General features: G+C 74.2%; 34 protein-coding genes. 20 read left to right on the top strand and 14 right to left on the bottom strand.

What is annotated here, in order from left to right; all coding sequences use genetic code 11:
- Nucleotides 1-46 precede the first annotated feature (46 nt).
- Nucleotides 47-1780, top strand: coding sequence for a helix-turn-helix domain-containing protein (locus FHX39_RS10970; RefSeq protein ID WP_183338383.1), 1734 nt, complete (start codon nucleotides 47-49; stop codon nucleotides 1778-1780).
- Nucleotides 1781-1934: 154 nt separating this feature from the next.
- Here the strand turns inward: FHX39_RS10970 and FHX39_RS10965 are convergent, their stop codons facing one another.
- Both FHX39_RS10965 and FHX39_RS10960 read right to left on the bottom strand, forming a co-directional pair.
- Complete coding sequence (locus tag FHX39_RS10965; RefSeq protein WP_183338381.1) at nucleotides 1935-2336, bottom strand: universal stress protein; 402 nt, start codon at nucleotides 2334-2336, stop codon at nucleotides 1935-1937.
- Between the two features lie 87 nt (nucleotides 2337-2423).
- Nucleotides 2424-2828 (bottom strand): DUF3054 domain-containing protein, encoded by a 405-nt coding sequence (locus FHX39_RS10960; protein ID WP_183338379.1) that lies wholly within the window; start codon nucleotides 2826-2828, stop codon nucleotides 2424-2426.
- 65 nt (nucleotides 2829-2893) lie between these two features.
- Here FHX39_RS10960 and dop point away from each other — a divergent pair, with 65 nt between their 5' ends.
- From dop to FHX39_RS10885, 15 genes are all read left to right on the top strand, one after another.
- Nucleotides 2894-4447 carry a depupylase/deamidase Dop gene (gene dop / locus FHX39_RS10955; protein WP_232530612.1) on the top strand — a complete coding sequence of 518 codons (1554 nt, stop codon included), beginning with the start codon at nucleotides 2894-2896 and terminating at the stop codon, nucleotides 4445-4447.
- Nucleotides 4448-4664: 217 nt separating this feature from the next.
- A complete protein-coding gene (locus tag FHX39_RS10950; RefSeq protein WP_183338377.1) occupies nucleotides 4665-4865 on the top strand; it encodes a ubiquitin-like protein Pup in 201 nt (66 codons plus the stop codon).
- Nucleotides 4862-5725 carry a proteasome subunit beta gene (prcB, locus tag FHX39_RS10945; protein WP_183338375.1) on the top strand — a complete coding sequence of 288 codons (864 nt, stop codon included), beginning with the start codon at nucleotides 4862-4864 and terminating at the stop codon, nucleotides 5723-5725. Before FHX39_RS10950 ends, prcB begins: the two co-directional genes overlap by 4 nt.
- Nucleotides 5726-5754: 29 nt before the next feature.
- Entirely contained in the window at nucleotides 5755-6573 is an 819-nt protein-coding gene (gene prcA, locus FHX39_RS10940; protein ID WP_183338373.1) for a proteasome subunit alpha, read from the top strand.
- A complete protein-coding gene (locus FHX39_RS10935) occupies nucleotides 6570-7643 on the top strand; it encodes a prephenate dehydrogenase (protein ID WP_183338370.1) in 1074 nt (357 codons plus the stop codon). Before prcA ends, FHX39_RS10935 begins: the two co-directional genes overlap by 4 nt.
- Before the next feature lie 47 nt (nucleotides 7644-7690).
- Nucleotides 7691-8422, top strand: a complete 732-nt coding sequence (gene cmk / locus FHX39_RS10930; RefSeq protein ID WP_183338368.1) for a (d)CMP kinase — start codon at nucleotides 7691-7693, stop codon at nucleotides 8420-8422.
- Nucleotides 8423-8522: 100 nt separating this feature from the next.
- Complete coding sequence (der, locus tag FHX39_RS10925; RefSeq protein WP_183338366.1) at nucleotides 8523-9881, top strand: ribosome biogenesis GTPase Der; 1359 nt, start codon at nucleotides 8523-8525, stop codon at nucleotides 9879-9881.
- Between the two features lie 153 nt (nucleotides 9882-10034).
- Nucleotides 10035-10541, top strand: coding sequence for an Asp23/Gls24 family envelope stress response protein (locus FHX39_RS10920; RefSeq protein ID WP_183338364.1), 507 nt, complete (start codon nucleotides 10035-10037; stop codon nucleotides 10539-10541).
- Between the two features lie 83 nt (nucleotides 10542-10624).
- Nucleotides 10625-10807, top strand: a complete 183-nt coding sequence (locus FHX39_RS10915) for a hypothetical protein (RefSeq protein WP_183338362.1) — start codon at nucleotides 10625-10627, stop codon at nucleotides 10805-10807.
- On the top strand, nucleotides 10804-11241 hold the full coding sequence (locus FHX39_RS10910; protein ID WP_183338359.1) for an Asp23/Gls24 family envelope stress response protein: 438 nt from the start codon (nucleotides 10804-10806) through the stop codon (nucleotides 11239-11241). Before FHX39_RS10915 ends, FHX39_RS10910 begins: the two co-directional genes overlap by 4 nt.
- On the top strand, nucleotides 11238-11813 hold the full coding sequence (locus FHX39_RS10905) for a DUF6286 domain-containing protein (protein ID WP_183338357.1): 576 nt from the start codon (nucleotides 11238-11240) through the stop codon (nucleotides 11811-11813). Before FHX39_RS10910 ends, FHX39_RS10905 begins: the two co-directional genes overlap by 4 nt.
- Complete coding sequence (locus FHX39_RS10900) at nucleotides 11813-12430, top strand: Asp23/Gls24 family envelope stress response protein (RefSeq protein ID WP_183338355.1); 618 nt, start codon at nucleotides 11813-11815, stop codon at nucleotides 12428-12430. Before FHX39_RS10905 ends, FHX39_RS10900 begins: the two co-directional genes overlap by 1 nt.
- A 53-nt stretch (nucleotides 12431-12483) precedes the next feature.
- Nucleotides 12484-12996, top strand: coding sequence for a hypothetical protein (locus FHX39_RS20700; RefSeq protein WP_198423358.1), 513 nt, complete (start codon nucleotides 12484-12486; stop codon nucleotides 12994-12996).
- Between the two features lie 84 nt (nucleotides 12997-13080).
- Nucleotides 13081-13815: an Asp23/Gls24 family envelope stress response protein gene (locus FHX39_RS10890; protein ID WP_183338353.1), complete on the top strand. Its 735-nt coding sequence runs from the start codon at nucleotides 13081-13083 to the stop codon at nucleotides 13813-13815.
- The gene (locus tag FHX39_RS10885) at nucleotides 13812-14219 is read left to right on the top strand and encodes a hypothetical protein (protein WP_183338351.1); all 408 of its coding nucleotides are present in this window, start codon (nucleotides 13812-13814) and stop codon (nucleotides 14217-14219) included. Before FHX39_RS10890 ends, FHX39_RS10885 begins: the two co-directional genes overlap by 4 nt.
- Before the next feature lie 3 nt (nucleotides 14220-14222).
- On the opposite strand, the gene FHX39_RS20695 is transcribed toward FHX39_RS10885, so the two are convergent.
- The 5 genes from FHX39_RS20695 to FHX39_RS10860 are packed head-to-tail and all read right to left on the bottom strand — an operon-like array spanning nucleotide 14223 to nucleotide 17261.
- Nucleotides 14223-15407 (bottom strand): Acg family FMN-binding oxidoreductase, encoded by a 1185-nt coding sequence (locus tag FHX39_RS20695; RefSeq protein WP_198423357.1) that lies wholly within the window; start codon nucleotides 15405-15407, stop codon nucleotides 14223-14225.
- The gene (locus tag FHX39_RS10875; RefSeq protein ID WP_183338349.1) at nucleotides 15404-16186 is read right to left on the bottom strand and encodes a DUF6544 family protein; all 783 of its coding nucleotides are present in this window, start codon (nucleotides 16184-16186) and stop codon (nucleotides 15404-15406) included. The genes FHX39_RS20695 and FHX39_RS10875 overlap by 4 nt, the downstream gene beginning before the upstream one ends.
- Nucleotides 16176-16610, bottom strand: coding sequence for a pyridoxamine 5'-phosphate oxidase family protein (locus FHX39_RS10870; protein ID WP_183338347.1), 435 nt, complete (start codon nucleotides 16608-16610; stop codon nucleotides 16176-16178). The genes FHX39_RS10875 and FHX39_RS10870 overlap by 11 nt, the downstream gene beginning before the upstream one ends.
- A gap of 2 nt (nucleotides 16611-16612) precedes the next feature.
- Nucleotides 16613-17044, bottom strand: a complete 432-nt coding sequence (locus FHX39_RS10865) for a universal stress protein (protein WP_183338345.1) — start codon at nucleotides 17042-17044, stop codon at nucleotides 16613-16615.
- A 10-nt stretch (nucleotides 17045-17054) separates the two neighbouring features.
- Nucleotides 17055-17261 (bottom strand): DUF1918 domain-containing protein, encoded by a 207-nt coding sequence (locus FHX39_RS10860; RefSeq protein WP_183338342.1) that lies wholly within the window; start codon nucleotides 17259-17261, stop codon nucleotides 17055-17057.
- A 76-nt stretch (nucleotides 17262-17337) separates the two neighbouring features.
- Between FHX39_RS10860 and FHX39_RS10855 the strand changes: the two genes are divergently transcribed.
- Nucleotides 17338-19002 (top strand): sensor histidine kinase, encoded by a 1665-nt coding sequence (locus FHX39_RS10855; protein WP_183338340.1) that lies wholly within the window; start codon nucleotides 17338-17340, stop codon nucleotides 19000-19002.
- Here FHX39_RS10855 and FHX39_RS10850 read toward each other — a convergent pair.
- Complete coding sequence (locus tag FHX39_RS10850; protein WP_183338338.1) at nucleotides 18999-19382, bottom strand: hypothetical protein; 384 nt, start codon at nucleotides 19380-19382, stop codon at nucleotides 18999-19001. The two genes, FHX39_RS10855 and FHX39_RS10850, sit on opposite strands and share 4 nt — an antisense overlap.
- A 46-nt stretch (nucleotides 19383-19428) precedes the next feature.
- Complete coding sequence (locus FHX39_RS10845; protein ID WP_183338336.1) at nucleotides 19429-19857, bottom strand: universal stress protein; 429 nt, start codon at nucleotides 19855-19857, stop codon at nucleotides 19429-19431.
- Nucleotides 19858-20008: 151 nt separating this feature from the next.
- Here FHX39_RS10845 and FHX39_RS10840 point away from each other — a divergent pair, with 151 nt between their 5' ends.
- On the top strand, nucleotides 20009-20443 hold the full coding sequence (locus tag FHX39_RS10840; RefSeq protein WP_183338334.1) for a universal stress protein: 435 nt from the start codon (nucleotides 20009-20011) through the stop codon (nucleotides 20441-20443).
- 70 nt (nucleotides 20444-20513) lie between these two features.
- Here the strand turns inward: FHX39_RS10840 and FHX39_RS10835 are convergent, their stop codons facing one another.
- From FHX39_RS10835 to FHX39_RS10820, 5 genes are read right to left on the bottom strand one after another with little or no spacing between them, the layout of a single operon-like run.
- Nucleotides 20514-20963, bottom strand: a complete 450-nt coding sequence (locus FHX39_RS10835) for a hypothetical protein (RefSeq protein WP_183338332.1) — start codon at nucleotides 20961-20963, stop codon at nucleotides 20514-20516.
- Nucleotides 20960-21529, bottom strand: coding sequence for a zinc-binding dehydrogenase (locus FHX39_RS10830; protein ID WP_198423356.1), 570 nt, complete (start codon nucleotides 21527-21529; stop codon nucleotides 20960-20962). The genes FHX39_RS10835 and FHX39_RS10830 overlap by 4 nt, the downstream gene beginning before the upstream one ends.
- Nucleotides 21530-21543: 14 nt before the next feature.
- Nucleotides 21544-21786 (bottom strand): alcohol dehydrogenase catalytic domain-containing protein, encoded by a 243-nt coding sequence (locus FHX39_RS20690; RefSeq protein ID WP_332836774.1) that lies wholly within the window; start codon nucleotides 21784-21786, stop codon nucleotides 21544-21546.
- Between the two features lie 13 nt (nucleotides 21787-21799).
- Nucleotides 21800-22480 (bottom strand): response regulator, encoded by a 681-nt coding sequence (locus FHX39_RS10825; RefSeq protein WP_183338330.1) that lies wholly within the window; start codon nucleotides 22478-22480, stop codon nucleotides 21800-21802.
- Nucleotides 22481-22508: 28 nt separating this feature from the next.
- Nucleotides 22509-22943, bottom strand: coding sequence for a pyridoxamine 5'-phosphate oxidase family protein (locus tag FHX39_RS10820; protein ID WP_183338328.1), 435 nt, complete (start codon nucleotides 22941-22943; stop codon nucleotides 22509-22511).
- Between the two features lie 227 nt (nucleotides 22944-23170).
- On the opposite strand from FHX39_RS10820, the gene FHX39_RS10815 reads away from it, so the two are divergent.
- Nucleotides 23171-24076, top strand: a complete 906-nt coding sequence (locus FHX39_RS10815) for a universal stress protein (RefSeq protein WP_183338326.1) — start codon at nucleotides 23171-23173, stop codon at nucleotides 24074-24076.
- 44 nt (nucleotides 24077-24120) lie between these two features.
- On the top strand, nucleotides 24121-25005 hold the full coding sequence (locus FHX39_RS10810) for a universal stress protein (protein ID WP_183338324.1): 885 nt from the start codon (nucleotides 24121-24123) through the stop codon (nucleotides 25003-25005).
- Nucleotides 25006-25030 lie beyond the last annotated feature (25 nt).

The raw sequence follows: 25030 nt of genomic DNA, 5'->3' as shown, positions 1-25030 counted from the left end.
TGGCGGAACCGTCCTACGCTGAGCCCGACCGATGGAGGGATCGCCCATGACCACCAGATGGGTGAAGCTGCTCGCGGCGCAGGCCGGTCTGGCCGAGCTCGAGGCGCACCGGCGCGACCTGCTTGCCGCCGGCGCCGCCCGGGAACGGGTGGACGCGGAGGCGCGGGCCGCGGTCGAGGTCAGCGACCTGCTCCGCCAGCGGCAGCAGCGGGTCGTGGAGCTGGCCGCCCTCAACGACATCGCCAGCCGGCTGGCCGCGGTTCCCGACCCGGCCGACCTGCTCGTCGAGGTGGTCGACCAGGCTCGGCGGCTCCTCGGCGTCGACCTCACCTACCTGGCGCTGCTGGACGACGGCGACCTGGAGATCGAGGTGGCCAGCGGGGCCCGCTCGCCCCACCTGGTCGGCACCCGGCTGCGCGCGTGGGCCGGTCTGGTGGGGACGGTCGTCACCTCGCGCGAGCCACGCTGGACGCCGGACTACCGCTCCGACACCACGCTCGTCCACGAGTCCAGCGCCGACCGTGCCGCCGAGGCCGAGGCGATCCGTGGGCTGCTGGGCGTGCCGCTGGCCGTCCGCGGTCGCGTCCTCGGCGTGCTGCTGGCGGCCAAGCGGGAGGAGCGGCGGTTCGCCCGCGAGGAGGTCAGCCTGCTCGAGGGTCTCGCGGCGCACGCGGCCGTCGCGCTCGACAACGCCCGGTCCGCGGGCGAGCTGCGCGACGCACGCGACGCTCTCGAGTCGACGCTGCGCCTGGACGGCGAGCTCACCCGGGTGGTGCTCGCCGGGGGCGACCCCGCGACGCTCGTCGAGCGGGTGCAGGCGATGAGCGAGGTCCCGCTGCGGTGGACGGACAGCCCGGACGACGTCGAGACCGAGGCCGGGCTCGCGGGTGCCGGGCGCCTCGTGCAGCCCGTCGTCGCCGGCGGGGAGGTCCTCGGCGCGCTCGTCCTGGACCCCACCGGAGCGGGGTCCGGCACGGTGCCGGACGCCGCGCGTCTGCTCGCCGAACGCGCCGCGCCGCTCATCGCCCTCACCCTCGTCGGGGCCCGGGCGACGGCGCGGGCCGCGCAGCTGGGGCGCGACATCGCGACCATCGACCTGCTCAGCCGGGTCGAGCCCGACCCGGCCGCCGACCGCCGCCGGTGGCGCGGGGCCGGCCTCGACCCCCGCCGCGAGCACCTGGTCGTCGTCGCCGAGGGCGACCCGGCCCATTCGCGGCGGTTCGTGGCCGGGCTCGGCCTCGACCAGCGGACCGCGAGCGCGGTACACCGGGACCAGGTCGTGCTCGTCGTGCCGGCCGACGTCGAGCTGCGGTCCCGCTGGGTCGGGCCCGACGCGCCGACCGCGGGGCTGGCGGGGCCGGTCCACGAGCCGGGGGACCTGCGCGCGGCGTACGCCTCGGCGAGCCGGACGGCGCGGGCCCTCGTGGCGCTCGGACGGCAGGGTGCGCTCGGCGCCGCGGACGAGCTGGGCGTCTTCGCCGTGCTGCTCAGCCGGACGGGCCGGCGCGAGCTGGCCGACCAGGTGCGCCGCGAGCTCGGCGCCGTGCTGCGGGAGGAGGAGGTGCGCGGGGTTCCGCTGCTGGTGACGCTGGAGACGTTCCTCGAGCAGGGCCGGCGCCCGACGGCCACCGCGGGCGCGCTGCGGGTGCACGTGAACACCGTCTACCAGCGCCTCGCGACCCTCGACCGGCTGCTCGGACCCGGCTGGCGCGACCGCGCCCTGGAGCTGCAGGTCGTCCTGCGGCTCCACCGGGCCGCGCAGGGCTGGGACGACGGCTGAGAGGCGCGCCGGGGACGTCCGGGCATGACGAGAGCCAAGGCTCGCCTGCTCGGGGGTTCAGGTGGACCTTGGCTCTCGACGGCTACATCGCCCCTGCTCCGGCGATCGTTACCGGTCCCCCGGTGCGACGTGCGTCACACCGGAAGTGCGAGCGTCAGGCCTTGTCCTTGACCACGAACACGGGGATGTCGGCCTGCAGGATGAGGGTCTGGGTGACGCTGCCGAGGAAGAACTTGCCCACGGGCGACCGGCGCCGGGCGCCGATGACCAGGATGTCGGCGTCGACGTCGTCGACGAGGCTGAGGATGGCGCTGGCGACGTTCTCCTCGCCGGTCGCCAGGTGCAGCTCCCAGGTGACGTCGAGCCCGGCCTCGGCCAGGGCGCGTTCCACCTCGTCGGAGATCCCGGAACGGTTGGCGGCGGCGATGTCGAGGTCGAGCGACTCGACGACGTGCAGGACCGCGAGGTCGGTCTGGCGCATCGAGGCCTCGCGCGCCGCCTCCGCGAGCGCGATGCGGCTGGTCGACGAGACCTGGTGGGCGACGGCGACGGTCACGGGCTGACCTCCGGTTCGGGGCTTCGGGGTCGGGACCGCTCAGCCGGACGGGTTTGTCCGGTCAATGTAGCGAAGCGGGCCGGGGAATCACACCCCGACGTGCGTCCGGTTCTCACGCCTCGACCGGGTCAGCAGCGCCGCCACCCCGCGCCAGCCCAGCAGGAACACGGCCAGCACGATCGTGGTGGTCACGACGAACGAGGTCTGCACGCCGTCACCGAGCGCGCTCCGCACGAGCATCCCGACGACGACCGTCGGCACCCACACCAGGACCCCGGCCAGCAGGCTGCGCGGCCGGAGCCGGGTCGCGGGGACGAGGGCGACGAGCACCCAGCCGACGAGCCAGCCGACCATGAACGGGCCGGCGGTCCGGGCCAGACCGGCGCCGAGGTCCTCGCCGTGGCTCACGCGTCCGACGGCGGCGAAGACGACCACGAGGACGAGGTCGACGAGGGCGACCCAGGCGGCGGGCGCGACGCGGCTGTTCTTCATGACCGGGTCCTCATGACCGGGTCTTCGTGAGCTGGGCCTTCATGCGTCGAGATTACGCTGGCGCCATGCCCGAGCCCGTACGTCGACAGGTCGTCATGGGTATCGAGACCGAGTACGGGATCAGCTCGTCGCCCACGCGGGCCGGCGAGGAGGAGCTGCACCCGATGCAGCTGTCCAACCACGTCGTCAAGGCGTACGGCGCCGGTGGTGGCGGCGCGGCGACCGACGGCCGCCCGGCGGGCTGGGACTACGAGACCGAGACCCCGCTGCGCGACATCCGCGGCTACGAGGTGGCGCGTTCCAGCGCGCACCCCGACCAGCTGACCGACAGCGACCTCGGCATGGCCAACGTCATCCTCACCAACGGGGCGCGGCTCTACGTCGACCACGCGCACCCCGAGTACTCCAGCCCCGAGGTGACGACGGCGCTCGACGTCGTCCGCTACGACAAGGCCGGCGACAAGGTGATGGCGATCGCCGCCCAGCGCGCCTCGCTCTACGCGGGCCGCCAGATCCGCCTCTACAAGAACAACACCGACGGCAAGGGCGCGTCGTACGGGACCCACGAGAACTTCCTGCTCCAGCGGAGCACGCCCTTCGACCGGGTCGTCACGCAGTTCACCGCGTTCCTGGTCACGCGCCAGGTGTTCACCGGTGCGGGCCGGGTCGGCATCGGGCAGGCGAGCCAGACGTCGGGTTTCCAGATCAGTCAGCGCGCCGACTTCTTCGAGGCCGAGGTCGGGCTGGAGACCACGCTCAACCGGCCGATCATCAACACGCGCGACGAGCCGCACGCCGACGCGGCCAAGCACCGTCGGCTGCACGTGATCACCGGCGACGCGAACCTGTCGGAGACGTCGACCTGGCTCAAGGTCGGCACCGCCGCGTGGGTGCTGCGCGTGGTCGAGTCCGGGACGCTCGGCACGGACCTGCGCCTCGCCGCCCCGGTGAGCGCGATGCGGGCGGTCAGCCACGACCTGACCTGCCGGGCCCCGCTCGAGCTGGCCGACGGGCGCCGGATGACGGCGGTCGAGATCCAGCGCGTCTACCTGGACCGCTGCCGGGCGCTGCTGGCCTCCGCGGCGGCGGACGAGCTGCCCGCCGTGGCGCGCACCGAGGCCGAGGCGCTCTTCGCGGCCTGGCAGGAGACCCTGGACCAGCTCGCGACCGACGTGACGCTGCTCGCCGACCGGCTCGACTGGGTGGCCAAGCTGGCGCTGATGGAGTCCTACCGGGCGCGCGACGGCCTGGGCTGGGGCGCGCCCAAGCTCGCGGCGATCGACCTGCAGTACGCCGACGTCGACCCGGCCCGCAGCCTCTACGCCGCTCTCGCGGCCAAGGGCCGGATCCGGCGTCTGGTCACCGACGACGAGATCGAGCACGCCCGGACCCACCCGCCGCGGGACACCCGCGCGTACTTCCGCGGACGGGTGATGGAGATGTTCGGCCCCTCCGTCGTCGCGGCGTCGTGGGACTCGGTGATCTTCGACGTCCCCGACCGGCCGGCCCTGCAGCGCGTCCCCCTGCTCGACCCGCTGCGCGGCACCGCCGAGCAGGTGGGCGACATGCTCGACGCCTGCACCGACGTGAGCGACCTGTTCGCGGCCCTGGGTCGCTGACCCCGTACGGCGCTCGTACCACGGGTCGCACGAGTCCCTCGTTTTTCACGTTCACGTGAAAAACTTCAGCCGACCACACCAGATCTGCCGTGGTCAGCAGCAGTTTCTCGTGCAGAGCCGACCACGGCTCAGGACCGGCCGACGGGCCCCGCGCGGGACAGCCAGGAACTGTCTGCCCCGCTGACTAGGCTGGCCGCAGCCCATCAGAGGAGTGCTCATGCCCGAGTCCGAGCAGACTCACCGCCGTACGCGGAAGTCCGACGACGAGGAGACGGTCGAGGAGCTGCCCGCCGTCGACACCGCGCACAAGGCCGAGCTCGACTCCGACGTCGACTCGCTCCTCGACGCGATCGACGACGTCCTCGAGGTCAACGCCGAGGAGTTCGTCCGCTCGTTCGTGCAGAAGGGCGGCCAGTGAGCGACAGCTCCACCGTCCACGGCCGCGGAGGCCTGCCGGCCGCCTACCTGCGGGCCGGCACCTCGTCCTTCGTCGAGCTGGCGACGGCCGTCGCGCCGGAGGTCCTGCCGACGTCCCGCTCGGGCGGGCCGGGCGTCACGGCCGTCCCGCTCGGTGACCTGGCGCCGCACGGCACCACCATCGTCGCGGCGACCTTCCCGGGCGGTGTGGTCATGGCCGGTGACCGGCGCGCCACGATGGGCAACATGATCGCCCAGCGCGACATCGAGAAGGTCTTCCCGGCCGACGAGTACTCGCTGGTCGGCATCGCCGGCGCGGCCGGCCTGGCCGTCGAGATGGTCGGGCTGTTCCAGGTCGAGCTCGAGCACTACGAGAAGATCGAGGGCGCCCCGCTGTCCCTCGTCGGCAAGGCCAACCGCCTCGCGACGATGATCCGCGGCAACCTCCCGCTCGCCATGCAGGGCCTCGCCGTCGTGCCGCTCTTCGCCGGGTGGGACGAGGCCGCGGCGATGGGCCGCATCTTCTCCTACGACGCGACCGGCGGCCGCTACGAGGAGCACTCCTTCTTCTCGGTCGGCTCCGGCTCGGTCTTCGCCCGCGGGTCGCTGAAGAAGCTCTACTCGCCCGACCTGGCCGTCGCGGACACGACGATGGCCGTGCTCCAGGCGCTGTACGACGCGGCGGACGACGACTCGGCGACCGGCGGTCCCGACCTGGCCCGCCGCATCTTCCCCGTCGTCATGATCGCTGGGCCCGACGGCGTGCAGCGCGTCGGCGACGACCAGATCGGCGCGATGGTCGACCGGCTGGTCGCCGCGCGCCGGATCCGACCCGACGGACCGGGGGCCCACGTTGTCTGACCTCGACCCGTCCAGCTGGGAGGCACCGCGTGTCTAGCCCGTTCTACGTCGCCCCCGAGCAGCAGATGAAGGACCGGGCCGACTTCGCGCGCAAGGGCATCGGCCGCGGCCGCGCGGTCGTGGTCCTGCACTACGCCGACGGCATCGTCTTCGTCGCCGAGAACCGCTCGCAGGCGCTGCACAAGGTCGGCGAGATCTACGACCGGATCGGCTTTGCCGCGGTCGGGCGCTACAACGAGTTCGACACGCTGCGGCAGGCGGGCATCCGCTACGCCGACCTGCGCGGCTACAGCTACGACCGCACCGACGTCACCGCCCGCGGTCTGGCCAACGCGTACGCGCAGCTGCTCGGCGGCATCTTCTCCTCCGGCGGGGAGAAGCCGTACGAGGTGGAGATCATCGTGGCCGAGCTCGGGGCGACGGCGCCCGACGACCAGATCTACCGGCTGACCTACGACGGGTCGATCGGCGACGAGGAGCACTACGCCGTCATGGGCGGCTCGGCCGAGGCGATCGCCGAGGTCGTCCGCTCCGGGTACGCCGACGCGCTCGACCTCGCGGCGGCCGTCCAGCTCGCCGTCCGGGCGCTCGGCTCCGACGGCGGGCCCGGCGCGCCGGTCCGTCCGCTGGGCGTCGAGGCCCTCGAGGTCGCCGTGCTCGACCGCACCCGGGCCCTGCCGCGCAAGTTCCGCCGCGTGGCCGGTCCCCGGCTCGCAGCCGTGCTGGGTGGCCGGCCCGCACCCGCCGCGGCCGACGCGGGCGCGGCCACGGGTCAGGCCACCGCCTCGACCACCTCGCCCGCCGCCCCCGAGGTGGCGCTGCCCGAGCCGCCGACCTCCGGGGCATGAGCACGCCGGCCGGCCCGCCGGTCACCGTGATCGTCGGGGCCGGCCTGGTGGGTGCCTCCATCGGGCACGCCCTGAGCGGCGTGGGGTGGCGGGTGCACCTGGTCGACGCGGTGCCCAGCCACGCCGCGGTGGCCGCCGGGCTCGGCGCGGGCACGGCCGAACCGGCCGACCCGGCCGAGGTGGGCCTCGTCGTCGTGGCCGTGCCGCCGCGCGCGATCGCCGACGTGGTGGGGGAGAGCCTCCAGACCTACCCGGGCGCGACGGTGACCGACGTCGGGTCGGTCAAGGCCGGGGTGCTCGACGCCCTCTGGGACCGTCCCGTCGACCTGACCCGCTACGTCGGGTCGCACCCCATGGCCGGCTCGCACCATTCCGGGCCGGTGACCGCCGACGGCGAGCTCTTCGTCGACCGGACCTGGGTGGTCACGCCGCACCGCAAGAGCTCCGACGCCGCCACGGCCCGTGTGGTCGAGCTCGTCCGCGCCTGCCGCGCCCGGCTCGTCACCCTCGACGTCGACGACCACGACGCCGCCGTCGCCCGCGTCTCGCACCTGCCGCACCTCGTGTCCGTGCTGATGGCGGGCCATCTGACCAACGTCCCCGACGAGGACCTCGTCCTCGCCGGGCAGGGCCTGCGCGACGTGACCCGCATCGCCGGCGGCGACCCGGGCTTGTGGCAGCAGATCGTGCGGGCCAACTCCACCGCCGTGCTCCGCGAGCTGCGTCAGGTCGCGGTCTCGCTCGACCGCCTCATCACCGCGGTGGAGACCCCGGCCGACACCGCGCTGGGCCTCGAGCTCGAGCGCGGCGTCGAGGGGACGCACCGCATCCCGGGCAAGCACGGGGCCGCACCGGTGCCGTACGAGCAGGTCGTCGTCGCCATCCCCGACGAGCCCGGCGCGCTGGCGCGGTTGTTCGGCGACGTGGAGGCTGCGGGCGTCAACGTCGAGGACGTCGCGATCGAGCACGACGCGAGTCGGCAGGTCGGTTACCTCACGCTGTCGGTCCGGCCCGAACGGGCCGAGGGCCTCGCCGTCGCCATGCGCGACGGCGGCTGGACGGTCGTCTGACCCGGACGACGCCGGGTCGGTCCGCTTCCGCTGGATAAGGTGACGAGATGTCCGACTCCCCGAGCCCGTCCGGGACCCCCGGCCACCCCGTCCTCAGCAGCACCCCTCTGGTGGTCGCGATCGACGGGCCCAGCGGGTCCGGCAAGTCCAGCACCTCGCGCGGGGTGGCAGCCCGGCTCGGGCTCGCCTACCTCGACACGGGCGCCATGTACCGGGCGGCCACCTGGCTCGCCGTGCACGAGGGTGTCGACCTCGCCGACGTCGACGCGGTCGCCGACCTCGTCGCCCGGGCGCAGCTCGTGCTCGAGCTCGCCCCCGAGCACCACAGCGTCACGATCGACGGTCACGACGTCACCACGGCGATCCGCGACCCCGACGTCTCGGCCGCCGTCAGCGCGGTCGCCACGAACCTGGCCGTCCGGGCCGACCTCGTCGCCCGGCAGAAGCAGGTCATCGCCGAGGCCACCGGCGGGATCGTGGCCGAGGGCCGCGACATCACCACCGTGGTGGCGCCCGAGGCACCCGTCCGCGTCCTGCTCGTGGCCGACGCGTCGGCCCGCGTGGCCCGCCGCCACGCCGAGCTCGGCGAGCACGTCGACGCCGAGGCGGTGCACGACCAGGTGGTCCGCCGCGACCGCGACGACTCGACCGTGGCCGCGTTCCACGACGCGGCCCCCGGCGTCACCGTCCTGGACTCGACCGAGCTCACGCTCGAGCAGGTCGTCGACGCCATCTGCGCGCTCGTGCCGGCCGCGTACGACCCCGCCGTCGCCCGCTAGAGCGCGAGATCGGGCGACGTCGCCCGCTCCGACTACCCTGGAGGATCGTGCGTCGCCCCGGTAAGGGGTGGCGAAACACCTCAGCCCCACCGGAGCACCCATGACCGAGACCGCGGTTCCCGCCGTCCCCACCCCCACCCGCACCCTTCCCGTCGTCGCGGTGGTCGGCCGCCCGAACGTCGGCAAGTCCACGCTGGTCAACCGCATCCTCGGCCGGCGCGAGGCCGTCGTCCAGGACGTCCCCGGCGTCACGCGCGACCGGGTCTCGTACGACGCCGACTGGAACGGCCGCTCGTTCGTCCTCGTCGACACCGGCGGCTGGGCCCCCGACGCCAAGGGCCTCGCGCAGCAGATCGCCGAGCAGGCCGAGATGGCCATCGCCATGGCCGACGCCGTCCTGCTCGTGGTCGACGGCACCGTCGGCACCCTCGACAGCGACCAGGCCGTCGTGCGGGTGTTGCGCAAGAGCAAGAAGCCGGTCGTCCTCGCCGTCAACAAGGTCGACGACCAGCGCACCGAGGCCGAGGCGTCGAGCATGTGGAACCTGGGGCTCGGCGAGCCGTACCCGGTGTCCGCGCTGCACGGCCGGGGGAGCGGCGACCTGCTCGACGCCATCCTCGACACGCTGCCGCCCGCACCCCCGATCGACTACGAGGCCGAGCGCGGCCCCCGCCGCATCGCCATCGTCGGCAAGCCCAACGTCGGCAAGTCCAGCCTGCTGAACAAGCTCGCCAAGCAGCAGCGCGTCGTCGTGGACAACGTCGCCGGCACCACCGTGGACCCGGTGGACGAGCTCGTCGAGGTCGACGGCCAGACGTACACCTTCATCGACACGGCCGGCATCCGCCGCCGGGTCAAGGAGGCGTCGGGCCACGAGTACTACGCCAGCCTGCGCACGCAGGGCGCCATCGAGCGCGCCGAGGTGTGCGTCGCGGTCCTCGACGCCAGCCAGCCGCTGACCGAGCAGGACGTCCGCATCATGACGTCGGTCGAGGAGACCGGCCGAGCGCTGGTCATCGCCTACAACAAGTGGGACCTGACCGACGAGGAGCGCCGCAAGTACCTGAGCCGCGAGGTCGAGCAGGAGGTCGCACCCTTCGCCTGGGCCTCGCACGTGAACATCTCGGCCATGACCGGTCGGCACGTCGACCGGCTCGGCCCGGCGCTGCAGGAGGCGCTGGCCAGCTGGGAGACCCGGATCTCCACCGGCAAGCTCAACGCGTTCCTCGGTCGGATCGTCGCGGCGCACCCGCACCCGGTCCGCAGCGGCAAGCAGCCGCGGATCCTCTTCGGGACGCAGGCCCAGACCAGCCCGCCGACGTTCGTGCTCTTCACCTCGGGCCAGCTCGAGCCCGGCTACCTCCGCTTCGTCGAGCGTCGGCTCCGGGAGGAGTTCGGCTTCGTCGGCACCCCGGTGCACGTCGAGGTCCGCGCGCGGGAGAAGCGCGGCAAGCGCTGACCCACCCGTACGCGGTGTCGGTCGGGCGGAAGCCCGCCCGACCGATGCCTCGTGCATGAACGGTTGAAAGTTTTTCGACATCCGGCGTGACGGTTGGCCGGGCGGCGGCGTCCTCCTTCATGTAAGTCCACACAAACTCTTGAAGGAGTTCGCATGTCGCAGTCCGTCGTTCCCAGCACCGGCGAAGAGCGTCGCCAGGCCGAGGCCCAGGCGGCCAAGAACGCCGAGCGTCACGAGCCCAAGGAGCTCGACGCCCTCCACACCGAGCACGGCGACACCACGATCGCCGACGGCGTGGTCGCCAAGATCGCCGGCATCGCCGCGCGCGAGGTGTCCGGCGTGTACGCGATGGGCAACGCCGCGCGCCGCGCCATCGGCAACCTGGCCCAGCGCCTCCCCGGCAGCACCCAGCCCAGCGTCTCGGGCGGCGTGTCCGTCGAGAAGGGCGAGCGCGAGACCGCCATCGAGATCACCGTCGTCGTCGACTACGGCGTCTCGATCGTCACGGTGAGCGACCAGATCCGCGAGAACGTCATCGCCGCCGTCGAGTACGGCACCGGCCTCGACGTCGTCTCGGTCGACGTCAGCGTCACCGACGTCCACCTGCCCGACGAGGACGACGACACGACCTCCGGCACCTCGAGCGACTCGCTCCGCTGACCCCCGACCGGAGCCCGGGCCGACCCACGCGGGTCGGCCCGGGTCACCCGGTCATCGCTCACTCCCACCAGAGGAACCTCCTGATGTCACGCACCACCATCGCCCTGTTCGTGGGCCTGATCCTCGGTCTGACCGCCGCCTTCGGGACGTTCGGCTCGTTCGTGATCGTCCTGGTCTTCGGGGCCCTCGGCCTCGTCATCGGCCTCGTCCTCGACGGCCGTCTGGACCTCGCCGGCCTGCTCGGCCGCACCACCGAGAAGCGATGAGCACCGGGCTCGCCCCGGCCCCGAGCTCTGCCGTCACCCCGCGTCGCAGCGCGACGCACCGTGAGCAGCCGGCCCGCCGCGGCCGGCTGGTGATCGCCGACTCGGTGGTCGAGAAGATCGCCGGCCAGGCCGCTGCCGAGATCGGCACCGTCCACGGCCGTACGGGCGGTGTCCTCGGTCTCGGGGCCCACGACGACCGTTCCGCCCGCCCGGACGTCGACGTCGACGTGCGCGGCAGCTTCGCCGACGTGTCCGTCAAGGTCGGCGTCGCCTACCCCGGCTCCATCCGCAAGACCACCAGCCAGCTGCGCGAGCACGTGACCCGTCGCGTGCGTGAGCTGACCGGGGTCGAGGTCCACCGCCTCGACGTCGAGGTCACGTTCCTGAGCGTCGCCGGCGCCGACACCGCCACCCGGAAGGACCAGCTCCGATGAGCCGCAGCGACTCCCGGTCGGCCGGCCTGCGCCGCCGCCACAGCCGTACGGTCCCCGCCAGCATCGTCGCCGTCGTGCTCCTCGCCGTCGGCGTCCTCGCGGTCGTCGCCGCGGTGTCCCGGCTCTCCTCCGGCCGGTGGGCCGGCCAGGTCAGCGGACCCGCCTCCGCGGTCGCCGGCCTGACCTGGGGCTCGGCCGCCGTCCTCGTCGCCTCCGGCGTCGCGGTCGTGCTCGGTCTGGTGCTCCTGGTCGCCGGGATCAAGCCCGGTGCCTACACCTCGACCCGCCTCGACACGAGCCGGGGAGCCGGTGTCGTGGCCGAGCGTGACTTCGTCATCTCGAACCGCGCCCTCGCCCGCCTGGCCGCGGGCCGCGCGGACCTCGTCGACGGGGTCGAGAAGGTGTCCGCCTCGGTCTCCGGGAGCCGGATCCACCTCGACGTCGTCACCGCCTCCGAGCAGCGCGACCGCGTCCGCTCGAAGGTCGTCGCCCTGGTGACGGAGGCCGTCTCGGCCGCCAGCGTCTCCCCGCAGCCGCGTGTCACCGCCACCGTCCGCACCAAGGAGCTGTGATGCGTCAGCACGCCTCGGGCCTCAACCGCACCTGGCTCAGCGTCATCGGGATCCTCCTGGTCCTGGCCGGCGCCGCCGGCTTCGTCATCGGTCTCGGCCAGCTCGCCCCGCTCGGGCGCGCCGCCGGGCTCGACCTGAGCCGGCCCACGCCGGACTCCCGGGTCGCCGGTTCCGCGGCCACCTCCGCCTTCGGCCTCACGTGGGTCGTGCTCGTCGTCGCCGTCCTGGGCGTCGTCCTGGCCCTGCTCGGTCTCCTGTGGCTGGCCGCCCAGGTCCCGCGGACCAACGCCGCCCGTCCGCTGCGCCTCGAGGACAACGCGGAGCACGGCCTGACCCGCTGCGCCCCGGACGTGGTCACCGACGCCGTGGAGGCCCAGATCGCCGACCTGCCCGGTGTGGAGTCGGTCTCCGCCGTGCTCCGCGGCGACGCGGCCCGGCCCGACCTCACCGTCAAGGTGACGGCGGGGGACCGCAGCGACATCGGCCGGCTGCTCCACGACATCGAGGCCGGCCCCGTGCGTGACCTCGGGGACGCGCTCGACACGCAGGTGCGACGGCTCGGGGTCCAGGTCGAGGTGGACGCGTCGCGCAAGCGCCGCGACCGCATCACGCTCTGACCGGTCGTCCGTCAGACTCAGAGCTCGAACACCCTCAGCAGAAGGAGCACCACATGAGCATCGACGACACGGCGGACGACGCCGCGCGCCAGACCAAGGACGTGGCGGACGACGCCGCGGACAAGGCGAAGGACGTCGCGGACGACGCCTCGGACAAGGTCAAGGACCTGGCCGACGACGCGTCCGACAAGGCCAAGGACGTCGCCGACAAGGTCGGCGACACGGCCGACCAGGCGCGACGTTCCGCGTCGCGCGTGGCCGACGACGCCACCGACAAGGCCAAGGAGGCGGCCGGTCACGTCTCCGACCGCGTCCAGGGCGCCGTCGACGAGGTGCAGGAGGGCCACGGCGTGGTCAACCGCCTGCACCGCCTCGGCTTCCGCAGCGAGTACGCCTACGTCGGGGCCTTCGCCTCGATCGGGCTGTCGCTGACGACCTGGTTCATCAGCCGGAACAAGACCGGTGACGACAAGGGCCAGTCCGACCGCTGGGGCATCTTCATCGGTCACTGGGCCCCGACCTTCATGGCGCTCGGCGTGGCGCTGAAGCTCGAAGAGAAGCGCTAGCCCGCACGACCCCGCCCCCGCCCGCCGCGCCCCACGCCGCGGGTGGGGGCGGCCCTTCCGTACCCCTCCTGAGGAGAACCTGCCGTGACCCAGACCACCAGTCCCGTACGCCTCGTCGGCGACCCCGCGCCCGCCTCCGGTGCGCCCACGTCGCCCGCCGCGCGCGTCCAGGACAGCGCCACGCGCGCCGCGACCCAGGTCGAGGGTGTCCACGCGCTGGGCAGCCCCGGAGGTCGCGCCCTGGTCCGTGCGCTCGGCCGGGTCCCCGGCGGCCGCCCCTTCTACGGCAGCGGCGTGAGCGTCGAGGTCGGCCCGCAGGCCGTGGCGCTCGACGTGAGCCTGGTCCTGGAGTACGGCGCCCAGGCCGTCGACGTCGCGAACCGGGTCCGTTCCGCGGTCGACGCCGCCGTCGCGCAGGAGACCGGGCTCGACGTGGTCGAGGTCAACGTCACCGTCGCCGACGTGCACCACCCCGCGGACGACGTGGCGCCGGAGCCGGAGCCGGAGCCGGAGCCGTCGCCCGAGCAGGCCGAGGAGGACCCGCTCGACGCGCTGCCCGTCGACCTGGAGAAGGCCGACCCGGCCTCGTGGTCCGACGCACCGACGACGGACACCGCCAAGACCGACGCGACTGCCGACAGCGACGCGTCCGCTCCCACGCAGCAGGACGACGACGCCCGCACCGTGGTGGTCGTCGAGTCCGGCGACGCCGGCCGGTCGAGCTCGGACGGCCCTCAGGTCGTGACGGCCGACGAGGTCGTCATCGCCGACCGCGTCGTGGTCGTCGGTGACGCCGACGCGGAACCGTCCTCGAAGTGAGGGTCCAGGTCTCGCACGGGCGGGTGAGCTCGGGCAAGCCGCGCAGCGTCCGCGTCGCCCTCGTGGTGGCCGCCGCCGTGGTCGTGCTGGTCCTCGCCGCGGTGGTGCTCCCCGTGTGGGGGCTCATCGGCAGCGCCGACGCCTCGACGGCCGGCGCGCTCGACGTCCCGGTGGGGCGGATCGCGGTCGTCATGGTCCTCGGCGTGCTGGTCGTCGTCGCCCTGGCCGTCGGCCTGCTCGTCACCACCCGGCCGACCGTCGCCTGGGTGCTGACCGCCGTCATCACGGTCGTCGCCCTCCTCACCGCGCTCTACCCGCTGCTGGCCACGGCCCAGGCCGCCGTCGACCAGGGCAAGGCCTTCATCCCCTGGCTCACGAACCTGGTCGTCCAGCTCCGCGGCTGAGCGTCAGGTCCGGGCGACGGCCCCGACGGGTCGGCGGGGGCTGGGTCGGGCCGCGCGCTCGGGCCACCCCACCCGGAACGCGACCAGCGGCCGCGCGCCCGGCGGGAGCAGCGCGGCGAGGCGGGGACCGAAGGTGGGAGCCCGCCCGGCCACGCGCTCGGCGTCGATGCGCTCGGTGACCTGGTTCATGTGCTGCAGCCCGATCCCCCGCGTGGTCGCGGTGAGGTGGGTCCGCTGGAGCAGCCGACCGGCCCGGAGCTGCGTGGCGCGGTCGTCGGGCTCGGCCGAGACGACGACGCCGTACGCGGTCGCGGTCGCCGTGTGCACGTCGCGGGTCTGCTTCACCCAGAACGCGTCGCCCCCGCTCCGCGAGGACGCGGGCAGCAGCTTGACGACGCCGAGGACCAGCGGCCCGAGGCCCTGCGCGTCGAGCGTCAGCCCGTCCCGGTGCTCCTGGACCGCGTCGTCGTCGCCGCGGAACCACGCGAACCCGTCGCGGGACTGGGTCTCGTCGTCGACGACCGCCTGGGCCGCGTCGACCATGAGCCCGCCGAGGCTCGCCCTCGCCCCCTCCTCGACGACCCACACCACCTCGACCCCGGGCAGCCCGGTCGGGTCGACGAGACCGGCGAGGGCGGCGGCGTCGAGGGGCTCGTCCGTGTACGGGCCGCGGTTCGTGTGACGGGTGCCCACGGCGTCGTGCCGGGGATCGTGCTGCGCCGGAGCGGGGACGAGGTCGACGCGGGCGACCCGCGCGGCGTCCGGCCCGTCCGGCAGCAGCGTCAGCCGGGGCTCGAGCCCACGCGCCCGGCAGCCGAGGACGAGGTTCTCGAGCGCGCACCCCAGGCCGACGTGCTGCTCGCGCCGGTAGGGGTCGACGCTGCCGAGGTGCCGTCCGGGGTCGACCCCGACGTCGATCGTGGTCGCGCCGACCTCGAAGAGCCAGGGCTGGGTGTTGTGGGGGTTCGCGGCCAGCACCGCGGCGGCGACCGCACCCAGCGGGCCCGGCGTGGAGTCCCAGTGGCGCCAGGGGTCGTACGCCTGCCCGTGCCCCGGGCGGAGCGCCGCCGTGTCGACCACGCGGTAGCCCCCGGCGCCGGCGCCGACCACGAGGACCGTCGCGCCCGCGGCACCGAAGCCGCGCAGCACCCGGCGGCGGGAGACCGTCGGGTGGACCGGCACGCTCACCGGGGCTCCACGCGCGTGATCTCGGCCCGGAAGAACTCGCCCGCGTCCTGCCGGTCCGTGCCGTGCCACCATCCCGCCCGCACCGCCGACGGTGTGGTGACACCGTCGGCGGCGCGGTCGGCGTCCACGCTGACGCCGAAGGGATGGAGCGCGAACGGCTTTCCGTCGGGGTTGCCCCACCGCTGCATGACCAGGTCGACCAGGTGGCCGTCGGCCCCGAGGTGCAGCTCGACCCGCTGCTGCTCCGCCCCGCGGCCCGAGGTCGCGACCGCGGTGTCAGCACCTCCGGCCGTCCAGGTGACGCTCGCGAAGGCGGTGGGGACGAGGACGATCTCCGACGCCAGCCGGCCGGCCGCGCTGCGCGTGACGTCGGCGCCGGACGCGTCGGCGACGGGCACCAGGTCCAGCAACCGCCAGCGCATCTCGCCGCTGCCGCCGCTGAGCCGGTCGTAGCCGACCACGGGCACGCCCAGGACCCGTGCCACCGCCGCCCAGATGTAGCCGCGACCGGGCGCCACGACCTGGTCGGCGCTGAAGCGACGCCACGAGCCCAGCCCGATCCGGCCCACCATCGAGACCTGCACCGACTGCCACAGCGGCGTCCCGGGGGCGATCGCGTGGGTCAGGTAGCGCCGCGCCGGCTCCGGCAGGTGGGCGACCATCCCGGCGTCGAACGGCGGGGGGTCGAGGGTCGGCTCGGAGAGTCGGACCCAGTCCTCCCGCACGCGACGGGCGGCCCGGGGGACCGGACGCTCCGCGAGCAGGGCGCTAGTCGGCATACGGGGCCCTCACGGCGCGACCGCTGATGCTGTGCTCGGCGATGCGGAGGACGAGGTTGCGCGTGCCGGTCGCCCACGGGACCATCCCCTCCTGGCCCCAGAGGGTGGCGAGATCGTCCGCCCGGGTGACGGGCTCGGCCCGGCCGCGGACCAGCACGCTCCACCCGGCACCGGCGACGGGGTCGATCTCGTCGATCTCGAAGGCCACCATCGTGGGGCGCCGGAGCTGGGCCAGCGCGCCGTACGGCGACGTGCGGAACGCGACCTCGCCCAGGTGCAGGGCGTAGCTGACCGGCAGGAGCTGGGGCCCGTCGCCGGCGTTCCAGGCGATCCGGCCCTGGTGGTGGGAGGCCAGCAGTGCGCGGCACCGTTCCTCGTCGAGGACGTGTAAGTGACCGGAGGTCCGTTCGTCGGAGAGCGTCATGCTCAGCGGACGACGGCGACCGTGCAGCCCGCGTGCGCGGTGACGTGCTGGCTGACCGAGCCCAGCAGCAGGCCCGCGAACCCTCCGTGCCCCCGGGTGCCGACCACCAGCAGGTCGGCCTCCTGCGAGGCGTCGATCAGGGCCTTGGCGGGCGAGCCCTCGACGACGTCGGAGCGGATGAAGACCTCCGGGGCGTCGCCGAGCGTCGTCCGGAGGGCCTCGCGCAGTGCTCCCTCGGCGTCCTTGCGCCACTCGTCCTCCGCCCGCCACGGCGGCTGGCCGTAGCCGATCGACACCGGCGGCGCCGGGACGCTGTAGGCCATCACGACGTACAGCTCGGCGCTGTGGTCGAGGGCCTCGTCGGCCGCCCAGCGCAGGGCCCGGCTGCTCCCGGGCGACCTGTCGATCCCGACCACCACTCGTGTCCACGTCATCGGTCTCTCCTCAGAGCTGGTTCTCGCCGTCGTGGCCCGACGCGAGCACGACGGAACCCGCCACCGGGGTGACGAGCGCCATCAGTCCCGTGTCGCGCCACCGCACGCGGTAGGGCGGCTGGCCGTCGGCCCCGCGGACCTCGAGGATCTCGGCGTTGCGCGTACGGCTGGTGTCGTCGCTCGCCGCGACGAGCTCGTCACCCGGAACGGCCTGCATGGCTCCAGCGTCGCCGGACGCACGCGCCGGAGCCAGAGACCAAGGTCCCGGCGGGCGCGCCCTACTGTGGTCGGCGATGGCAGAACCCGACGAGCGAGCGGGACGCGGACCCACCCAGGACGGGCTCCGCGCGCTGCTGGCCGCCAACCGGTCCATCGTCGAGGAGCTGGCGCTCCCAGCCGTGCTGCGGCGTGTGGTCGCAGCCGCCCAGGTCGTGGCGGGGGCCCGGTACGCCGCGCTCGGCGTGATCGGCCCGGACGGGCGGCTCGAGGAGTTCGTCCACACGGGCATGAGCCCGGAGACCGTCGCGCAGATCGGCGAGCTGCCGCAGGGCCTGGGCATCCTGGGCGCCCTGATCGAGACGCCGGTGGCGGCCCGCCGTACGCGCATCGAGAGCGACCGCCTCTCGGTGGGGTTCCCCGCCGGCCACCCCCCGATGACGACGTTCCTGGGGGTGCCGGTGCGGTCGCGGGACGTGGTGTTCGGCAACCTCTACCTCACCGACCGGACGGACGGGCGGCCGTTCTCCGCGGAGGACGAGGAGCTCGTGCTGGCGCTGGCGGCCACCGCCGGGATCGCGATCGAGAACGCCCGGCTCTACTCCGACACGCGCCGCCGGCAGGACTGGCTCGCGGCGGCCGCGGAGATCACCCGCGGCCTGCTCAACCCGAGCAGCGACGCGACGCTGGTGCTCCAGCGCATCGCGGACACGGTGGCGCGGCTCGCCGAGGCCGACGTCGCCGCCGTCGTGCTGCCCACCGACGACGACCCCGAGAGCCTGGAGATCGCCGTCGTCGCCGGGCGCGACGCCGAGGGTCTGCTGGCCCTGCGCTACCCGCGCACGGGCACCCTCGACTGGATGGCCATGGAGGAGGGCGTGGGCGTGCTGCTGGACTCCGTGTCCGAGCAGAACCTGCACGTCCACCTGACCGAGGCGATGTCCGTCGGCCCGGTGATGGCCCTGCCGCTGATCGGCGAGTGGGGGGCGCGCGGCGTGATCGTGGTCGGCCGCATCGAGGAACGTCCCCGCTTCACCGAGGCCGAGCTCGACCTGGCCGGCGGCTTCGCGGCACAGGCCGCGCTGGCGCTCGAGCTGGCGGACGCGCGCGCCGACCAGCAGCGGCTGACCGTCCTCGAGGACCGCAACCGCATCGCCCGCGACCTGCACGACCACGTCATCCAGCGTCTGTACGCGAGCGGCCTCAGCCTGCAGGGCGCGCTCGCGACGCCGCAGGCCGAGCCGGTGCGGGGCGTCCTCGCGCGGACGGTGACCGACCTCGGCGACACCATCCGCCAGATCCGGACGTCGATCTTCGCCCTCACCGACTCCGACCCGGACCGCCCCGGCCCGCGGACCGCCGTCCTCGACGTGGTGCGGCGGGCCGGGGCCGGGCTGCGGACGAGCCCGCGCGTCCTGTTCCTCGGGCCGGTCGACACCCTGGTCGACGACGTCCTGCTCGCCGACCTGACCGCCGTCGTCAGCGAGGCCCTGACGAACGTCGTCCGCCACGCCGACGCCGAGCTGGTCGAGGTGGACGTGCAGGTGGTCGGCGACCGGGTCCGGGTCGTGGTGAGCGACGACGGTGCCGGCCTCGGCGACCAGCCCTGGGGACGTGGGTTGGGGAACCTCCACCGGCGCGCGCTCGAGGCGGGCGGCAGCCTCGGGCTCACGCCGCGCGACGGGGGTGGGCTGCGGCTGGAGTGGGAGGCTCCGCTGGCGGTCGGGGACCGACGGTCCTAGCCGGTGGTCTTCCGCGGGAGCCAGGCGACGATGCCGAGGAGCGAGAAGACGAGCACCAGCTGCCCGAGGCCCGTCACCAGGTAGATCATCTGGGCCCAACCGAGGACGTGGAGGTAGCCGACCTCGGCGACGATCCAGATCACCATCCCGAAGCCGGCCACCGCCGACCACACGAGGGCCGACGTACGGCGTCGCAGCAGCAGGACCGCCGCGGCGGTCTGGGTGCCGCCGACCACGAGGGCGAGGATCAGACCGGGCAGCAGGAACGTCGAGAACGGGCTGTCCGTCAGCAGCGACAGCGGCATCGACAAGCCGTGCGCGACCACCATGCCGATCCCGCCACCCACGGCCGAGACCGCGTTGAAGACGGAGGCGACCACCAGCGTGCGTCGGGCCGCCGTGCGGACCCGGTCGGCGCGGGAGGGATCAGTCGACGCGATGGCGCACGACCACGACCGGGCAGTGCGCGTGCGCGGCGACGTGGGCGCTGACCGAGCCCAGGAGCAGCCCGGCGAAGCCGTCGTGGCCGCGCGAGCCCACCACGAGCAGGTCGGCGCCGGCCGAGGCGTCGGTGAGGACGGCGGCGGGGTGACCCGGTCGAGCCGTCCGCGTGACGGTCATCGTCTTCTCCACGTGCACCGCGGCGAGGGTGTCCTCGAGGAGGGCGCGGGCCCGCGCGTCCCAGTCGATGTCGTCGGCGACCCATTCGGCGTACTGGCTGGGGAAGTGCCAGCTGGTCAGCACCTCCAGGTCGGCGCCGGTGAGCGTGGCCTGGCCGACCGCCCAGCGGACGGCGCCGGTCGAGGCGTCCGACCCGTCCACGCCGACGACGATGCGACCTCGGGTGTCGGTCATGGCTGCTCCTCCACGGGTTCGACGACCGTGCGGTCGTCGTGGTCCCACGGTGGCCTGTCGGCCGGGGCGCGGCCAGTGACCTTCGTCCTCCCGGCGCGACCCGGGACGTTCGGCTCTGGCCCGGGGCGCACTGTCGGGCGACGGTGGGCCCATGGACAAGTGGGAACGGGTCGTGGTCGGGGTGGACGGGTCGGAGGGGAGCCGGCTCGCGCTGCGGGCGGCGCTCGAGCAGGCGCGCGAGCACGACGCGACCCTCACCGTCGTGACCAGCTGGACCGAGCAGGTGGTGGCGGGGGCCCCGGGCTACGTCGCGTACGGGCTGGTCAGCGAGGCCGACCTCAGCGCCGTCGCCAAGCAGCAGCAGGCCGACGCGCTGACCTCGGTGCTGGGTGACGAGCCGACGCCGCGGCTCGACCAGCAGGTCGTCGAGGGCCACGCCGCGCGGGAGCTGGTGGCGGCGGCTCACGGCGCCGACCTGGTCGTGGTCGGGAGCCGCGGGCACGGCGGCTTCGTCGGCCTGCTCCTCGGGTCGGTGAGCCAGTACGTCGCGGCTCACGCGCCGTGCCCGGTCCTGGTCGTCCGCTGAGCCGGACGGGCCGGTCGAGGCCCATCCGCTGACGCTGCTGCGCCACGAGCACCGAGCGAGAGGGACCCCGTCACCGCGGACGGTCCGCGACGCCGACCTGCTCGAGCCTCCCGCAGACCTCGTCCACCGCCAGGCCGACCAGCCGGCCGGGACGGTCCGGGGGTCGGTGGCCGGCGGGCCCGGTGTCCCAGACGGCACCGGGACCGAGCACCCGGGCGAGACCGGCGACGTCGACCCGTCGGGCGCTCCGCTCCCCGGTCCGGGTGATCACGTCGAAGGTGACCCGGCGCCCGCGCGCGTACTGCGCCGCCTCGTTGTACGGCGGCACCTCCACGACCAGCTCGTCGTCCCGGACGACGTAGGAGAGGACCACGTGCCGCGGTCCGCGACCGGACAGGTAGGTCAGCCGGCCTCTGGTCTGCTGACGCAGGTGCGACCAGCACTCCTGCACGCTCAGCGCGCGCGTCTCGACGGCGGGACGGGCGGGCGGGGTGGTCGTCTGCTCCACGTCCTGCGTCATACCTCGATGGTGACCGCCCGCGGCCCGGACCGGAAGAGGCGAAGGAAGCGGAGGTCGGGACCAAGGTCACGGCCGACGGTCACCGCGAGCCTCGACTGGGCCACGAGCTTCAGCAGCATCGCGGTGGTGGAGGTGCTGACCAGCCCCGTGGTGATCGAGAGGTCCATGATCCAGAGGTCCTGCAGGGGCCGCGGCACGGAGGTGCCGTGCACACCGTCGTTGGCGACCGATCCGCCCGGGCGGACGATCGCGAGGCACGCGGCGAAGGTGGCCGGCACGCCGACCGCCTCGATGGCGACGTCCACGCCGAGCCCGTCGGTGAGAGCGAGCACCTGCTCGACCCAGTCCTCGTCCCCGCTGGTCACCGTGTCCGTCGCGCCGAACGACGCGGCCTGCTCGAGCCGGTTGGCGTCGAGGTCGACGACGGCGTCCACGTCACCGGGCTCGACCCGGCCGTAGCGGACCCCGATCTCGAACCCGGTGGGCAGGATGTCGGAGAGCATCACCGCCCCCTCGTCGCTCACGCCGTCGGGGACCTTGTCCAGCGAGTCGTCGGCGAAGGGCACCGGACGAGCTCGGCCTACGTCCCGTCGATCAGGTGGCCGAGGATCGAGCCGATCCCGCTCGCCCCCTCCTCGGCCAGGCCGTACGCGTACAGGCCCTGGTGGCAGTAGGAGCACGACCCGCAGGCGCTGATGCACGAGATGATCACCCGGTCGCCGACCGCCACGGTCGAGACGGCGGAGCCGACCTCGGCGACCGTGCCGACACCCTCGTGCCCGAGCAGACGCCCGAGGGGTTCCAGCGCGGCCGGCGGCGGCACGGCGAACGGTCGGTCAGACCGGGGGCTTCGCGGAACGGCGGACCTTCGAGCCGAAGACGGCGGCCTGCGTACGGCGCTGCATGCCGAGCTTCATCAGGATCCCCGTGACGTAGTTCTTGACGGTCTTCTCGGCGAGGCCGAGCTGCTCGCCGATCTGCCGGTTCGTCTGGCCCTCGGCGATCAGGGCGAGCACGTCCTGCTCGCGCGGGGTGAGGCCGGCGACCATCGGGTCGTCCTGCGGCGGCTGCAGTAGACGTTCCATGAGCTTGCTCGTCAGGGCGGGGTCGAGCAGCGACCGGCCTCGGGCGACGTGGCGGATGTCCTCGACCAGGCTCGACCCGACGATGTCCTTCAGCAGGTAGCCGGACGCACCAGCCAGGACGGCGGCGTACAGGGCCTCGTCGTCGTCGTACGACGTCAGGATCAGGCAGCGCACGCCCGGGTGGTCGGACCGGATCGTGCGGCAGACCTCGATGCCGCTGCCGTCGGGCAGCCGCGCGTCGAGCACGGCCACGTCGGGGAGCACGGCGGGGATCCGGCGCAGCGCCTGGCCGGCGGTGGCGGCCTCGCCCACGACCTCAAGGTCCGGGGCGGAGCCGAGGAGGTCGACCAGCCCGCGGCGGACGAGCTCGTGGTCGTCCAGGATGAACACGCGGGTGGTGGCGGCACGGGGCGGCCCGTCGACGGTCGTCATGCCGTCCTCCCGTCCTCGGGTGGCGGCCTCAGGCGTCGACGTGCGTGATCGTCCGTCCGCTGAAGCTGCTCGGAACGAACCGTAGATCACGCAGGTGGCCGCCGGTCCAAGGCATGGCCGCCCGCTGGAGGTCGTGGACCAGGGCCAGGTCCGCGGCGTCCAGCGTCTGCACCCGCCCCTGCATCAGAACGCTCCAGGCGAGACCCGCGCCGGGGGTGAAGCTGTCGACCTGGAAGGCCACCTCGCGTCCCCCCTCGGCCAGCTGGTCCACGAGGCTGCCGGGCCGGGTGCGGAGGTAGAGCACACCGCCCGCGGCGCGGTAGCTCAGCGGGACGATCTGCACGCCGCCGCTGGAGACGTAGCCGAGCCGTCCGACGGTCGCCAGCTCCAGGAGCTCGCGGCACCGCTCGGCCGAGAGCTCGCGTACGTCGGCGTCGATCTCTGCGGGAGCGAGCGCGCTCATCGGGTCCACCTCTTCGTGCGTGCTTCGGCTGGGTCACGGCCAGTGTGGGCGGGCCCGACCCCGCCCCGCAGAGGCCGAGGACCCCCACGGGGGTGACGTAGGTCCCGGTACCGGTGCCGTTCGGCTCTGCCCACCGGGCCGCCGACGACCCAGCCTGGAGGGAGCGCGCGGTCGACCGGGCTCGGCCGGCCGCGAGCGGGGGCCACGACGAGGAGACACGGATGCGGATGGTCGGACGAGCGGGTCCCCGGCACGTGGTCGTCGGTGTCGACGGGTCGCCGGAGAGCGTGGAGGCCACCCGCTACGCCGCGCACGAGGCCGCGCTGCGCGGCCTGGAGCTGATGGTCGGGCACGCGTACCGACCCGGAGCGAGCCCGGACGGCCAGGACGCCCACGAGCGTCGATCGACCGGCCAGGCGCTCGTCGACGAGGTGCTCTCCCACGTCGCCGTCGCCCCCACCACGGTCGTGCACACGGTGGTCGAGGGCACGTCGACCACGGGGCTGCTGACGGCGCTGGCGGCCGAGGCGACCCTGCTGGTCCTCGGCCGGCACCACTTCGACGTGGCCGACGGCGACCTGGCGGGCTCGGTGGCCTCCGAGGTCGCGGCCGGTGCCCGCTGCACGGTGGTCGTGGTGCCGGCGGGGTGGAAGAGCACCGTCACCCGCAGCGCCCACCTGGGCCTGCGCCCGGTCGTCGTAGGGATGAGCGAGACGACGTCGGCGACCTCCGTCCTGCAGCTCGCCTTCGACGAGGCCGAGCTGCGGCGCGCGAGCGTGCTCGTTCTGCACGCGTCCACCCCCGTGGAGGCGCGCACCCTGCGCCGGGCGGCGACCCGGCGGACGGCGGCCGAGCTCGTGGCGGGGCAGAGCCAGGACCACCCCGACGTCGCCGTCGACTACCGCTTCGTCGCCGTCCAGACCGTGCCCGCCCTGGTCGACGTGTCGGCGCGGGCGAGTCTGCTGGTCCTCGGTCGACCCCCGGTCCACCACGGTCGGCGGCCCTGGCGCCACTCCGTCGCCCGCGCGATGCTCCACCAGTCCCGCTGCCCGCTGGTCATCGTGCCGCCCGGTCCGGAGCCCACCCGCTCCGACGGGCGCTCGGCGACCGGTGCGCCCGTCCTCGTCCCCTGACGCGTCTGCCCAACCCCAGTGACCCACCAGCGGAGGAGTGACCCATGGAACCGACCTACGAGCGGACCGTCGTCGTGGGGGTGGACGGGTCGCCCGACTCCCTGGTCGCCGCCCGCTACGCCCTCCGTACGGCGGCCCTGCGCGGCCTCGACGTGGAGCTGGTCTACAGCTATCCGATGCCGCTGGTCGACGTCCCGCTGAGCGGGTCCTTCGTCGACGACTTCGAGCAGGCGGGGCGGGACCTCCTCACCGGTGCGGTCGACGCCCTGGACGTCCCGCCGGCGGTCGCCCTGCGCACCCGGTTCGCCGAGACGCTGCCGGCGCTCCTCATGCAGGAGCTGAGCCGCTCCGCCCCGCTGGTGGTGGTCGGGCAGCACGCCACCGCCTGGTTCGACCGGCTCGGGCGGGGGAGCGTGGCGTCACCGGTGGCCCACCACTCCGGCTGCCCGGTCGTCGTGGTGCCCCCGGCGTGGCGCCAGGTCGAGCACGAACGGCGCCCGGTGGTGGTGGCGCTCGACGGGGAGGCGGTCTCGCTGGCCACCCTGGACTTCGCGCTCGACGAGGCCACGTTCCTCGGCACGGAGGTCGTCGCCCTGCACAGCGTCCCGGGCGGCACGCACGGCCAGACCGAGTCGGCCGCGCGGAACGTCGTCGAGCTGCTCGCCCGCGCACAGGTCCGTCACCCGAGCACGCCGGCGCGCGTCGTCACGGTCCGGGGCGTCACGCAGCGGGTGCTGCTGACCGCCGCCGAGAGCGCCGCGGTGCTCGTGCTCGGTCCACCGCACACCGACGGCCTGGCCGCCTGGACCCGCTCGGTCGCGCGACGCGTGATGGGCGGGGTCGGCTGCCCCCTGGTCGTCGTGCCGCGACGTCGTCACCACCACGTCCCGCCCGCCTCCGCGCTGCCCGAGCTCCTGAGGGTGTCGTGAGCGCCGGGCCGCGTCTCGCCGACCC

The sequence above is a fragment of the Microlunatus antarcticus genome (assembly GCF_014193425.1).
Lineage (GTDB): Bacteria > Actinomycetota > Actinomycetes > Propionibacteriales > Propionibacteriaceae > Microlunatus > Microlunatus antarcticus.
Note: the sequence above shows the minus strand (reverse complement) of the source record. Positions and strands in the feature narration are given on the sequence as shown.